This window comes from Spirosoma soli (assembly GCF_042684525.1).
Classification (GTDB): Bacteria; Bacteroidota; Bacteroidia; order Cytophagales; family Spirosomataceae; genus Spirosoma; species Spirosoma soli.
In genome coordinates this window covers 348,096-360,956 of the sequence record NZ_JBHULN010000001.1, presented here as the reverse complement: position 1 = coordinate 360,956, position 12,861 = coordinate 348,096, and the positions used below count along the sequence as shown (strand labels likewise).

Annotated in this window: 10 protein-coding genes; 8 read left to right on the top strand and 2 right to left on the bottom strand. The window is 49.5% G+C overall.

From position 1 onward, the window contains the following. Window positions 1-14 precede the first annotated feature (14 nt). The 8 genes from ACFSUS_RS01370 to ACFSUS_RS01335 all read left to right on the top strand — a co-directional run bounded on the left by ACFSUS_RS01370 (window position 15) and on the right by ACFSUS_RS01335 (window position 11,137). The gene (locus tag ACFSUS_RS01370; protein ID WP_381518017.1) at window positions 15-1,385 is read left to right on the top strand and encodes a SusD/RagB family nutrient-binding outer membrane lipoprotein; all 1,371 of its coding nucleotides are present in this window, start codon (window positions 15-17) and stop codon (window positions 1,383-1,385) included. A 470-nt stretch (window positions 1,386-1,855) separates the two neighbouring features. After that, the gene (locus ACFSUS_RS01365; RefSeq protein ID WP_381518014.1) at window positions 1,856-2,605 is read left to right on the top strand and encodes a hypothetical protein; all 750 of its coding nucleotides are present in this window, start codon (window positions 1,856-1,858) and stop codon (window positions 2,603-2,605) included. A 752-nt stretch (window positions 2,606-3,357) separates the two neighbouring features. Continuing rightward, on the top strand, window positions 3,358-4,473 hold the full coding sequence (locus ACFSUS_RS01360; RefSeq protein WP_381518011.1) for a sensor histidine kinase: 1,116 nt from the start codon (window positions 3,358-3,360) through the stop codon (window positions 4,471-4,473). Further along, window positions 4,427-5,167, top strand: coding sequence for a LytR/AlgR family response regulator transcription factor (locus tag ACFSUS_RS01355; protein WP_381518008.1), 741 nt, complete (start codon window positions 4,427-4,429; stop codon window positions 5,165-5,167). Before ACFSUS_RS01360 ends, ACFSUS_RS01355 begins: the two co-directional genes overlap by 47 nt. Before the next feature lie 179 nt (window positions 5,168-5,346). Next, window positions 5,347-5,814, top strand: a complete 468-nt coding sequence (locus tag ACFSUS_RS01350) for a (2Fe-2S)-binding protein (RefSeq protein WP_381518005.1) — start codon at window positions 5,347-5,349, stop codon at window positions 5,812-5,814. Beyond that, window positions 5,811-8,000, top strand: a complete 2,190-nt coding sequence (locus ACFSUS_RS01345) for a xanthine dehydrogenase family protein molybdopterin-binding subunit (RefSeq protein ID WP_381518002.1) — start codon at window positions 5,811-5,813, stop codon at window positions 7,998-8,000. Before ACFSUS_RS01350 ends, ACFSUS_RS01345 begins: the two co-directional genes overlap by 4 nt. A 583-nt stretch (window positions 8,001-8,583) precedes the next feature. Then, window positions 8,584-9,846 (top strand): acyl-CoA dehydrogenase family protein, encoded by a 1,263-nt coding sequence (locus ACFSUS_RS01340; protein ID WP_381518000.1) that lies wholly within the window; start codon window positions 8,584-8,586, stop codon window positions 9,844-9,846. A 217-nt stretch (window positions 9,847-10,063) separates the two neighbouring features. Then, the gene (locus tag ACFSUS_RS01335; protein ID WP_381517998.1) at window positions 10,064-11,137 is read left to right on the top strand and encodes a phosphotransferase family protein; all 1,074 of its coding nucleotides are present in this window, start codon (window positions 10,064-10,066) and stop codon (window positions 11,135-11,137) included. Here the strand turns inward: ACFSUS_RS01335 and ACFSUS_RS01330 are convergent, their stop codons facing one another. Both ACFSUS_RS01330 and ACFSUS_RS01325 read right to left on the bottom strand, forming a co-directional pair. Then, complete coding sequence (locus ACFSUS_RS01330) at window positions 11,138-12,088, bottom strand: L-threonylcarbamoyladenylate synthase (RefSeq protein ID WP_381517996.1); 951 nt, start codon at window positions 12,086-12,088, stop codon at window positions 11,138-11,140. Between the two features lie 76 nt (window positions 12,089-12,164). After that, window positions 12,165-12,632 carry an FKBP-type peptidyl-prolyl cis-trans isomerase gene (locus tag ACFSUS_RS01325; protein WP_381517993.1) on the bottom strand — a complete coding sequence of 156 codons (468 nt, stop codon included), beginning with the start codon at window positions 12,630-12,632 and terminating at the stop codon, window positions 12,165-12,167. Between the last annotated feature and the right edge of the window lie 229 nt (window positions 12,633-12,861).

Below are 12,861 nucleotides of genomic sequence, written 5' to 3'. Positions count from 1 at the left end.
TTTAATCGCATCATATGAAAACAACACTCTGTGCTGTGCTGGTGCTGATGGCCAGTGCCTGCAGCAAGCAATTTGACGAATACGGCGTTAACCCCAACGCTCCAGAAACGGCCTCGGCCCCCCTGCTGCTTTCGGGTGCTGAAGTGTCTACGTTCGCTACTTACAGCGGGCAACTGGCCCGTATCAGCAGCATTCTGGTGCAACAAACGGCCGGAAATCAGGCGCAATTACAAACCATCGGGGAGTACGTCATCGGCGAAGGAACGATTCCCAATGAGTGGTCAACGATTTACTCGGGCGCGTTAATAAGCTGCCGAACCTTGATTGACCGGTACGGCGATGATAACCCGCACTACCTAGGTATGGCGAAGGTGTTGATGGCACTTAATTTCGGTGCGGCCACCGATATGTGGGGCGACATCCCGTTTAACGACGCCCTACGGGCGCAGGAGGGTAATTTTCAGCCGAAGTACGACAAACAGGAGGAGGTATTGAAGGGCATTCAAATGCTGCTAGACGAAGCAATTGCAGAGTTGAGCAAGCCAAAATCGGCCAATCGTTTCGTGCCGGGAGCCGACGACATCATCTTCAACGGGAATGCTGCCGCCTGGATTAACGCGGCTTATATCATCAAAGCCCGCTATGCCAATCGGCTAAGCCAGGTCGATGCAACTGGTAGCGCCACCGTGGCCTTGACAAACATCGCGAAAGTGAAGGCCGACCAGCCTGAGATGAACGCGGTGTTCTATAACTCGGCGGGCAACTTCAATCAATGGTACGACTTTCTATCGTCGCGCGTCGATTATATTAAGATGGGAAAATACTTCGTCGAGTACCTGAAATCCACTAACGATCCTCGTCTGCCGTTTTTTGTTGCCAAAGATGAGCAGGGTAATTACACCGGCATAGCCCCCGAAGAGTCGGACATTACGGGTACGTCTGATCCCGGCCCTGGTATTGCGGCTCCCGATGCGCCTATTCCACTGGCTACGCTGACTGAAGCTAAGTTTATTGAAGCCGAAGCTAACCTCCGCCTGGGCAAACGGGCCGAAGCCGCGACCGCTTTCAATGACGCGGTGTCAACGTCGGTGCAGCGGGTCACGGGTCAGCCCATTGCATCGGCATTCAAACAGGCCATAGCCAGTGAAACGGCGGGCAGCATTAGTCTGGACAAGATCATTCAGCAGAAATACGTTGCTTTGTTTTCGCAACTGGAAGGCTATAATGACTACCGGCGGACGGGGTTGCCGCAACTGAAAGCCAATCAGGTTGCGCAGCAGAAGGTAATTCCAGTCCGGTTACCCACTCCGCAGACCGAGCGGAATTATAACAAAAATGCCACCGTTGTCAGTGACATCTACCAGCCACTATGGTGGGATAAGTAAAGCCGTTTATCTCTTACAAACTAGATGATCAATAAGCAAAAACAAGATATACTATTCACTTCATAATTCATTATACTCAGTCGAAGTATACATTACCATGCTCTGTTTCAAAGGCTGCTCGCCCTGAAACAGGCCTTTACATCGCTAAACGAGAGTAATCTGGTCAAAAATGAACTGGCAATCTGCCTAATAATCGGATAAACGCCAGCAAATCATCTAAGGAGCCAAATCGACCAGTCGTTAAGCCGGCATTTATTGGCGTTATTATTTATCGTCCACAAAACTCACGTTGGAAAAGGCAGTGGTAAGAGTGAATGTCAGTGCGATTGGCATAGGGCCATCAAGGCGTAATACCACAATGTTTTCACCAGATATTTTACCATATACATTGCCAGTTGCTCAAGCGCTTTCCGCTGGTTGACAGAGCAATGTTTGTTGTGAGCTATTAACCCAACAGAAAACAACCTTGTATGAAACGATTCATCTTCTTCCTGCTAGCAATTAGGTATACCGCCTTCGGCCAAACGCCAAATACGACGGCCAATCCTGTAGATCTTGCACCAAAAAGCGACTTTAGGTACAGCTTATTTACAGAGTTAGGTGTAACAGTAGCTTCTACTAGTGTGCCTATCATCCGGTCGTTCTTTAGAAACAACCAGATAAAGCCCGATGTCCATATTGATCCAATGCTTAATCTTGGCTTCGGTACTCGGTATGCCCGGTTCAAAGCTATGCTACAGGCTGGATACGGTATTAATTTAATTTATCCATTCAACCAGGAGGCTACCGCAATTGCTCGGCAGACTGATGCAAGATACGGCGGGATGATGGTTGGCTACGATGTCGCTAATGCCCGAAACCGACGGCTGTACATCAATGCCGGTTTGGGCAATATCAGTTATGAATACAGTATTTATCGCCGAACGAATCAGGTTGTTACTTTTCAAGACGTACTACAATCTAATCAGTCCGGCACTATTCCCTCATTACAGTTACGCAACACGTATTTAGATCTTAATCTGGAATATACACAACGCGAAAAGCGAAAACAGGGAGCCGAAACTGTACTCCGGCTGGGATATCGACGCGCTGTGCACGCCAAAGCCTGGGAGTCTGATGCTTTCCAGATAACGGACGCCCCAACTGATCGCATCAGCCAATTCTATATCCAGGGCACTTACTATTTCTCCAGTAACTACACTAAATCGAGTAAGCGATGAAAGTAATACTATTGGTTCCTTTATGTTTGCTGTTTAACGGGCTAATCGACCAGCCAGAGCAGGAGCCAAGCCCAAGCACAAGTTAGCGAAACTGCCCCCGACAGGGGTGGCCTGGCAAGGTGCCTGCTAAGTATTGTGTTTGTAGTTTCACCCACGGCCTGACTGACAACTTGTTATATCAAACAGTAAATCAAATCTTTAGCTTAACTACGCTTTGTACAGAACACTAAGCCTATCTTTAATTTGTTTATCTTTATCGACCCGCTGAGATTTAGCATACCTGGTCGCTCAATGGTACCTTACCCCTTTATATATTTGCTGAAGCGAGGCCTGACGCCGAGTATTAATAATTTTACCCATTTCATCCACTCTGCGTTTAGCTTACCTGTTTTGGAGGGTTGAATCGTGATCTAAGCCCTTGTCAACCGGTAACTTCTTGAACCGGGCATTTTTAGTCTCTAGAACTTTTTTTCTGAAGCTCCTCAGTATCCATTCTACTGTACTTGTTTCGAAAATTTTGGGACGTAGCAGTGGAGATGTTTTATTGGGGGCCAAGCGTTCTTAAATTATTGAGGGTCGACCTGTAGGCAATCAGACTACCCTTTTACCGAAAATTGAATCTCATTGGAGAAAAGTGTCCTGGTTACGAGTGTGCCATACAAGCAAACCAGGTCAGGGAATAGGTTAGTTATGGTCTACAGAGCCAATTGGCTTCCCGATAGTGCAAAAGGAAGGCTTGGTCGTTAACGAATATGAAGAGTCGTCAACGAAATATTTACAAATGGGTTGCCCTATCCTGGGTCGCGCTGGGTTTGCTCTACGGAATGCAGCAGTACCTATTCTACGCGTTGGAAGGCATAACCTGCAATTTTTGGGGCACCCTTGTGCATCAGGTGCCAACTTTTCTGCTTTGGAGCTTATACACTTTGCTCATCTTTAAGCTCAACGTACGATTTCCGCTTGAAGACACTTTTAAACCCTCCTTGGTAGTCATTCACGTTGGTACAGCCACCGTCCTTGCCAGTTTACACAGCTTATTTTTAGGTTCCCTTCAATGGTTGTGGTGGCAGTGCTGCGACGCCAGTACCTGGGCTCAGGTTATAACGACCTACTCACGTACCTGGTTTTTCTTCCAATACATTTTCTACGGTGCTGTTTTCATTATGATCAATGCGTTACAGGCCTACCAACAGTATCGAACCAACCGTGAGCAATCGTTGCTGCTGGAAAAACAACTAACCGCTGCTGAGCTGAATGTGTTGAAGATGCAGCTCAACCCACATTTTCTGTTTAATGCGCTCAATACGGTGAGTATGCTGGTGCGGGGACAACGCAACCAGCTGGCTACCCAGACCATTACGTCGTTGAGTCATCTGCTGCGTGAGTACATAAAGACCCACTCAACTCAATTGGTCCCGCTAAGCCATGAATTAACCAACCTACGCCGATACTTAGGCATTGAGTGCATCCGATTTAGTAATCGCTTTTCGTACCATATCAAAGTACCGCCCGAGCTTGAAAGCGTACTGGTTCCTGATCTGCTGCTACAGCCACTCGTAGAGAATGCCATTCGTCATGGTTTTGAACACCAAGTGGCCGACTGTCGGCTACTCATCCGGGCTAGCCTGGCGGACGACCAGTTAATTATACGAATTGAGGATAACGGGCAGGGCTTCACGCCAGCCGAAGCTACCTATGGTGTCGGCTTATCCAACGTTCAGCAGCGCCTGGTCAAAATCTACGATCACCAGGCCAGTGTTCAGGTTGATAGTAAATTAGGTGAGGGAACCACCTGCACTCTCCGTATTCCGTCTCGCTGGCATGAGCTACCCATCCCTTCATCAGCCCTTGCGGGTATGCGTGATTGACGACGAGCCGCTCGCTTACCAGGGGCTTTGTCAGATTATCAATCAGCAGTCGTCGGTTACAGTCGTTGGCGAGCACGCCATTGGTCAGCACGCTGTTGACCAGGTCAGGCAATGGCGCCCCGACCTTCTTTTTTTGGATATACACATGCCGCAGGTAGATGGCTTTGGTCTGCTGAGTGCTTTGCCGACGAACGGGCAGCCGCTAGTCGTTTTCGTAACGGCCCACGAACAGCACGCTCTGGAAGCGTTCCGGATTCAGGCCCTTGGCTATGTGCTCAAGCCCTTCGACGACGAGCAGATTTTTCAGGCCCTTGAGCGGGCAAGCCGACAGCTTCGTGCGCAATGGGCGTTAGAAAGCCTTTCGGCCGATTATGCATCTCACCTGACAACGAAGACCAAACGTGGTCAACAGTTGATCCCGGTTGAGCAGATCGACCTGATTCGGTCCTACGATTATTACGCGCTTGTTCATGTTGGCTTCCAGAAATACTTAGTTCGTCAGTCGATGAATGAGTTAGAGCAACGACTCGATCCTCGTTATTTTGTCCGGATTCACCGCTCTGCCATTGTGGCAACTCGCCAGATTGCCACAATTTTGGGCCAAACGCTCATCACCGTTACCAACCAGCAGTTGCCCATCAGCAAGGCCGGCAGCACCAAACTGCGTTACTTTATGCAGCGGTTGGCTCAGTAAGTTAGCGGATTACACGATAGGCGGTCAGTGGTGATCAAGTAATCGTCCGGGGCTGTTCCCTGCGTAATCCGGACGATTCTCTGCAAAAGTATAGGCTTGTCGGGCAACATTAGATTAATTCGTGCCAATGGCTGGGCAACAAACGGCTCGCCGACTTTGCGCACGACTAATTATTGGCAATGGCCCTGATCAACTTACTTATCAATCATCAAAACCATTCGGTCAACGTCGCCCCCGATACCCCGCTGCTATGGGTCCTTCGGGATGAGCTGAACCTGAAAGGCACCAAATTTGGATGCGGACAAGGGCTTTGCGGGGCTTGTACCGTTCATGTCAACGAAAAAGTGATCCGGTCCTGCGTTTTTCCGGTTTCGGCCGCTGTGGGCATGACGATTACCACCATCGAAGGGCTTTCAACTGATGGAAGTCATCCCGTGCAGCAAGCCTGGATGGAGATAGATGTTCCGCAATGTGGCTACTGCCAGGCCGGTCAGATCATGGCCGCGGCTGCTCTGCTGGCGGAAAAGAAAACACCCACCGACAAGGAAATTGATCAGGCCATGACGGGTAATCTATGCCGGTGCGGCACCTACGTGCGGATCAGAAAGGCCATTCACGTAGCCATCTCGAAACAAGAACGCCCATGAAAAACCGTCGTTTAGAAACGGAAGCAGCATCCCTCGCACAGAATGGCCTGAAAACGGGGCTGTCTCGCCGGGATTTTATCCGGGCTAGTTCAGTTGCTGGCTTAGGACTGGTCGTCAGTTTACAACTCGTTTCCAACCCAGCGAAAGCAACTCCAACCGAAATCACGTTTGAACCTAACCTCTATCTCAAACTAACCAATACGGGGAAAATTATCATTCTGGCTAAAAATCCGGAGATCGGCCAGGGTGTCATGACGTCGCTGCCGATGATCATAGCCGAGGAGCTGGATGTCGACTGGCAATCTATTGAAGTGCAGCAGGCACCGCTCGACAGTGGTTATGGCGAACAGTCAGCTGCGGGTAGCTATGCCATAAAAAACAACTACGATCAACTCCGTAAAGCCGGAGCCGCAGCCCGCGAAATCCTGACCGAAGTAGCGGCCAAGCGTTGGAATGTTCCGTTAAACGAGTGCTACACCAGGCAAGGTTACGTCTACCGCAAAGGGTCTGATCAACGATTCCGCTACGCTGAGTTAGTCGACGAAACGATCAAAAAGGTTATTAATCCAGACTTTCCCCGGTTGAAGAACCCAGCCGATTTCTCGATCATTGGGAAACCGATTCCGGGCGTTGAAAATCCTAAACTAGTCACTGGAAAGGCGGTGTTTGGTATTGACGCACGGCCTAAAGGAGCCTTAGTGGCGGTTATTGAGCGGTGTCCTGTTTTTGAAGGAACCGTCAAGCGGTTTGATGCCACCGCGGCTCTGAAAGTTGAGGGCGTCCTGCAGGTTATCGACATTAGTACGACACAAAAAAATCTAACGCTGGTTGGGGTCGCCATTGTAGCGACCAATACATGGGCCGCCCTGAAAGCGAAAAAAGTCTTGCAAGTCGAGTGGGATTTTCGCGAAGGAGAGACGGAATCCGACCAAACGATTCAGCAGAAGACAAACGACTTGTTCCAGAAAGTACCCGACTCGCACCGGCGTAACGATGGCAATGTGGAACAGGCGTTGGTAGCCAGTAAGAACGTATGTGAGACTGTGCTGGAAGTGCCTTACCTGGCCCACGCCACGCTGGAGCCCATGAACTATGTAGCCGACGTTCGGGCGGACCGTGCGGAGCTAATCGGCCCAACCCAATCCCCGGATGCCATCCGGACCCGCGCAGCCCAGATTACCGGCTTGCCAATTAACCAGATCACAGTTACGATGACCCGGGTAGGGGGTGGTTTTGGCCGGCGTCTGGAGATTGATTATGCGTTGGAAGCTATTCATTTATCCAAAACCATTGGTAAGCCCGTTCAGGTAGTCTGGACGAGGGAGGACGATTTGCGCCATGATTTTTATAACCCAACGGCTCGTTTTAGTGGTAAAGCCGGGCTTGACGAAACAGGTCGGCTGACTGCCTGGCACGCCAAGACAACCGGTATGTACTGGCCGGACAGCTTTCCGGCGGGATTGATTCCTAACTACCGGGTGGACGGCCATTGGGTGCAAACAAAAATTCCAATTGGAGCCTGGCGAGGACCTGGCCATAACGTAACGGCCTTCTTCAATCAATCGCTGCTGGACGAACTGGCTTACCTGGCCGGTAAAGATCCCGTTACGTTTCAACTGGAGCTTCTGGGTGATGACAACAAAGTCTTTGCGCAGAATAGCTACGGCAATAAACTGGTCAGTACAGAGCGTATGCGAAACGTTATCAATTTAGTTGCTGACAAGGCGGGCTGGTTTCAACCGGCTCCTCCTAATCGGTACCGCGGCTTTGCGGCTCACTACACGATGGGCTCCTACGCGGCTGAAATTGTGACGATCTCAAGGCCAACTGTGGATTCAATTAAGATAGAGTCAGTGGTGGCGGCTGCAGACTGCGGCCGAGTGATTAACTCCAGTGGAGCCGCTGCTCAACTGGAAGGCGGTATCATTGATGGCCTAAGCGTTGCCCTCAACAGTGCCATTCACATTGACGGGGGTAGCGTTCGAGAAACTAACTTTCACGAGTATAAAATCATGCGGTTTCCGGAGGCTCCTGCAACAATTGAGGTGCATTTTGTGCCCAGTCAGGAACACCCTACCGGGCTTGGTGAGATAGGTTTACCACCAGCCATACCGGCTTTGTGCAATGCTATCTATGCCGCCACCAGCAAGCGAATCCGAAAACTCCCTGTCGACTTCACACGATGATATTACGTTTGGTGGTGGTTTAAACAAGCATACCAGGTAGGCCTATAGACACCTAAAGAATGAATTCAGCGCACCTAATCGTAAGACGTAGTTGGGGTAAACTGTATAACTGGTACAAAACTTTCAGATTACTGGACATTCATCCATTGGGGAGTCAAAAGTGTTTGAGCGATGAATTATAAGTAGCGGATAAATATAGAAGCTGTTTAGTACAATAGAAAAGACTTTCCATGAAGTGGGCTAATTTGAGTTTCGCATCTCAAATTAGCCCACTTCATGGAAGTCTTAGACAAAACTAAAATTGAATTCTGCCCTAGTTGAGTGAAGGTACAATTGAACTTAAGCCCAACTTTGCAGTAGAATAATGAAGTTTTATTAGAAAAATACAATATATAGACAACTTTAATTTCGTTTACAAAAACGCTTAGTCATATTAACGATACTTGTTGCTCACAGACATAGCTTGCCCTTTGCCATTAACGGCCAAAAGCGTTCACGAAAAGGTTACTCAGGTAATCGTTAAAAAAGAGCTAATTTAGATTTGAATTATACTATCACCAATTGGTGAAGGATAGATAAAAAGATGGACACTGTATTCACCACCGAACGAGTACGACCCTTACTAACGAGGGTTCGCGAGTTTGTTGAAACCGAGCTAATTCCGCTCGAAGAAGGCTTTTCGCATAATAGAGTTGGTGAGCTGCTTCCTGTTCTCGATCAAAAACGGGCGAAGGTTAAAGCGGCTGGCCTTTGGGGCTTACACTTATCAGCGGAAGATGGTGGGCACGGCCTGACCCTGGTAGAATTTGGCCAAATCAGCGAAGCACTAGCCTATTCTCCGTTTTTTGGTCATTACGTATTTGGTTGTCAGGCACCTGACATTGGCAATACCGAACTGCTCCACAAGTTTGCCTCAGCGGAGTTAAAGGAACGCTATCTCAAACCGCTGATGGCGGGTGACATTCGGTCGTGCTTTTCTATGACTGAGCCTGAATACGCCGGATCAAACCCAACTCGAATGGCGACTACGGCGGTGCGCGATGGAGACGAGTACATCATCAATGGGCATAAATGGTTTACGTCGTCGGCCGATGGCGCTGCCTTTGCTATCGTGATGGTGGTCACAAATCCTGATGCCGCTCCCCATCAACGAGCCACTATGATTGTTGTGCCAACGGATACGCCGGGGTTTGCCATCGAGCGGAACATACCCATCTTCGGCGAAGTAGGGGCCGGGTGGTTTAGCCACGCTGAAGTGACATACACCAACTGCCGGGTTCCTGCTTCCAACATTATTGGGGGCGAAGGAATGGGCTTTCGACTGGCACAGGAACGACTTGGGCCAGGGCGGATTCACCATTGCATGCGGTGGATTGGAAATGCCGAACGGGCCATGGATCTCATGTGCAAACGGGCGGCTACCCGCGAGATCGAGGATGATGTGATGCTGGGCGAGAAGCAATTTATTCAGGACTTTATCGCCGAAAGCCGGGCCGAAATTGATGCTAGCCGGTTGTATGTCCTGAACACAGCTCACATGATTGATATGGTCGGGGTCGTTAACGTCCGCGATGCAGTTTCGGCTATTAAATTTTATGTAGCTAATGCGTTTCTGCGCGTGCTGGACCGGGCGATTCAGGTACACGGTGCTTTAGGCGTTACCGACGATACGATCTTGTCGGCGGTCTATCGCCACGAGCGGGGCGCCCGTATTTGGGATGGCGCCGACGAAGTGCATAAGCAGAATCTGGCGGCCAGTATTCTAAAGAAATACGGCCTGGATATTAAGAAGAAAGCTCGTGAACTACAGGAGTTCCGTCGGATGATGGCTGCCGAACAAGTCTGAGTTCTATGAGAAGTATGATGGAGCAATAGAACGCTGATTTTTATGGTCATTAAGATTGATGTGATTTTTTGTGTTTTTGAAGGGGAATAGGTTTGGATGATTGAATTCAAACATGAAAATCATAGGGTTCATAAAAATTAGCGTCTCATTGATAGTGAATACATGAATTTTCTGGCAATATGCACTCTCTATCATACCGTATACATTTCAAAAGTACATGATTGCACTTGACGCTGCCCGTCCGGTTCGCACGGGCGAAGAACTCAATATACACATACTCAACGCATACCTGCGTGAAAACGCACCTGAAATAGGCACAGTGCTGGACATTCAGCAATTCCCGGGTGGTTTTTCTAATCTAACGTATCTGCTTAAAACACGTAAACGAGAGTACGTATTACGTCGCCCACCATTCGGGGCCAATATCAAAGGCGGGCACGACATGGGCCGTGAGTTTCGGGTGCTATCCTTGTTGAAAGGTCACTACGATAAAATTCCGGCTCCACGCGTATACTGTGAAACGCCAGACGTGCTGGGTGCGCCGTTCTATATCATGGAGCGAGTGCCGGGATTGATCTTGCGGGCAGCGATGGCTCCTAAACTGGCGATCTCTCCTCCGTTGATGCGGCAACTCTCCGAAGCGCTGGTAGACAATTTAGTGGCTATTCATAGGTTGGATATTACAACAATCGGACTTATTGAATTAGGTAAACCAGAAGGTTACGTACAACGCCAAGTGGAGGGGTGGATGAAACGGTATCGCGCTGCTGAAACCGACTCAATTCCGGCTATGGACGAGGTTGGTGAGTGGCTGCCTGCCAATTACCCGGTTGAGCAGGCCCCGGCCTTTTTACATAATGATTACAAATTTGACAACGTACTATTTGCTCCTGATGAAGTTAGTGGTCAGCCAACGCCAATGATTAAAGGGGTATTGGATTGGGAGATGGCGACCGTTGGCGATCCGCTGATGGATCTGGGCGCTACTCTGGCTTACTGGTCAGAGGATTCGGATAGCCCAGCGTACAAAAACTTCAACTTGACGTGGCTTCCTGGTAATTTTGCCCGGCAAGAGGTGGTGACCTGCTACGCCGAACGAAGTGGCCGTGATGTGTCGAACATTCTGTTCTATTACGTATTTGGGCTATACAAAAATGCCGTGATTGCCCAGCAGATCTACGCCCGTTGGAAACAAGGCCATAGCCAGGACGCTCGTTTTGGCCACCTGCTACCCATGATTATTGAATTGGCTACCAAAGCGGTACGTTCAATTGAGCAGGGGAGGCTCTAATTACCGGGTACTTGCCCGTCTTAACCGGTCATTCATCGCCCAACCCAGACCTTGGTTGGGCAATGGTTCAGCGTAGATGACATCCACGTCGATCGCATCCAGCGATCGAAGGTGGGCAAATAGATTCTTAGCCGCTTCGTTCAGATCGCCAGTGGGGGACAGGATGCGCTGAAAATTGACGTTAATACCGCCAAACGGCTCGCGGAACGCTAACGCACCAACGCGTTCGCCCGGCTGAGGGCTTTGTCCAGGGGCTAACAAGATAAGTGATTTGCGCGGAGCGTAATGACTGCTTAACATGCCCGGCGCTTTGGGGTTGGACGTTGAGTGATTGCGTACGTCGACTGGCCCGATAACCGCTTCCAGCTGATCCAGCGCCATTCCTCCAAGCCGGAAAACAGTTGGCTTTCCGGCTTCAAAACCAACGATAGTCGATTCCAGACCAACGGAAGATGGACCGCCATCCAGAATGTAAGGAACTTGGTCGCCTAACTGATCGGCGACGTGCTGAGCTGTCGTTGGGCTTATATACCCGAATGGATTCGCGCTTGGAGCTGCCAATGGAAAGTCAATCGAACGCAAGAGATCGAGCGTCATTGGGTGACCAGGAATGCGCACCGCAACGGTTGGCAGACCCGATGTGACAAGGTCGGGAATCAAATCGCGCTTAGGCAACAATAAGGTCAATGGACCGGGCCAAAAGGCTTCGGCAAGCTTACGGGCAGGCTCTGGGATGTCAGTGACAAACTGTGGGACCTTGTCGAGTGAATGGGTATGAACAATAAGGGGGTCGAAGACCGGACGCTGTTTTACCCGGAAAATTGTTAAAACAGCGTCGGGGCTGAGAGCATTGGCGGCCAGGCCGTATACCGTTTCGGTAGGGATCCCAACCACCTTACCTGCTTCGAGAAACGACTTTGCTGCCTGCTTATCCGTGCCGATCTGTGCCATAATTGTATGGCGCGAAGATACGTAGGAATTAAACACACCGGCTATTTAGCTCTAAACAGCCGGTGTGCACTATTTATTAATGATGGCCACCGGGACCATGAACATGACCATGAGCTAACTCATCGGGAGTCGCATCGCGAACGTCTACTACTTCCACGTCGAAATGTAAGTTCTGGTCAGCCAGCGGATGGTTAGCATCCACCGTAACCGTCTCGGGCCCGACATTAGTTATAGTAATAACTTGACCATCGTTAGCCTCAAACTGCATCCCAACTTCGATATTCTGTCCACCAAAGGCCCGCCGTGGTACTTCTTCAACCAGTTGAGGGTCACGGGTACCGTAGCCTTTTTCGGGAGAAACATTCAGCTGAAGCTTGTCGCCTTTAGCACGGCCTTCCAGCCCTTCTTCCATGCCTGGTATAAGGTTGTTCTCACCGTGAAGGTAGTACAATGGGTCGCGGCCCTGGCTGGAGTCCAATACGTTACCGTTGCTGTCGCGCAGAGTATAATGGATGGCCGCTACTTTGTGTTTCGTGATATTCATGACAGAAGTTAATGCACTGTTTTGGTTCTTTTATCACAACTATCTAAGCGACAAATCGGCTTTTTTTGCCCTAATTTTTACTCAAATTAGCTCGTGAGTCACTGATAAGTTGCAAGTGGTGACGGTCAATTAGTAATTTAGCTTAAGAATATTCTTATAAAAAAGCCGCGTTCGATTCCAAAACGCGGCTTTTTACTTAATGAATGATTGCTTTCGTAAGTGTCCGATC

What these genes read in the sequence shown, in the direction of transcription:
- ACFSUS_RS01365 (WP_381518014.1), top strand. Translation starts at nt 1,856, where the DNA reads ATGAAACGATTCATCTTCTTCCTGCTAGCAATTAGGTATACCGCCTTC.
- ACFSUS_RS01340 (WP_381518000.1), top strand. Translation starts at nt 8,584, where the DNA reads ATGGACACTGTATTCACCACCGAACGAGTACGACCCTTACTAACGAGG.
- ACFSUS_RS01330 (WP_381517996.1), bottom strand. Translation starts at nt 12,088, where the DNA reads ATGGCACAGATCGGCACGGATAAGCAGGCAGCAAAGTCGTTTCTCGAA.
- ACFSUS_RS01345 (WP_381518002.1), top strand. Translation starts at nt 5,811, where the DNA reads ATGAAAAACCGTCGTTTAGAAACGGAAGCAGCATCCCTCGCACAGAAT.
- ACFSUS_RS01360 (WP_381518011.1), top strand. Translation starts at nt 3,358, where the DNA reads ATGAAGAGTCGTCAACGAAATATTTACAAATGGGTTGCCCTATCCTGG.
- ACFSUS_RS01350 (WP_381518005.1), top strand. Translation starts at nt 5,347, where the DNA reads ATGGCCCTGATCAACTTACTTATCAATCATCAAAACCATTCGGTCAAC.
- ACFSUS_RS01325 (WP_381517993.1), bottom strand. Translation starts at nt 12,632, where the DNA reads ATGAATATCACGAAACACAAAGTAGCGGCCATCCATTATACTCTGCGC.
- ACFSUS_RS01335 (WP_381517998.1), top strand. Translation starts at nt 10,064, where the DNA reads ATGATTGCACTTGACGCTGCCCGTCCGGTTCGCACGGGCGAAGAACTC.
- ACFSUS_RS01370 (WP_381518017.1), top strand. Translation starts at nt 15, where the DNA reads ATGAAAACAACACTCTGTGCTGTGCTGGTGCTGATGGCCAGTGCCTGC.
- ACFSUS_RS01355 (WP_381518008.1), top strand. Translation starts at nt 4,427, where the DNA reads ATGAGCTACCCATCCCTTCATCAGCCCTTGCGGGTATGCGTGATTGAC.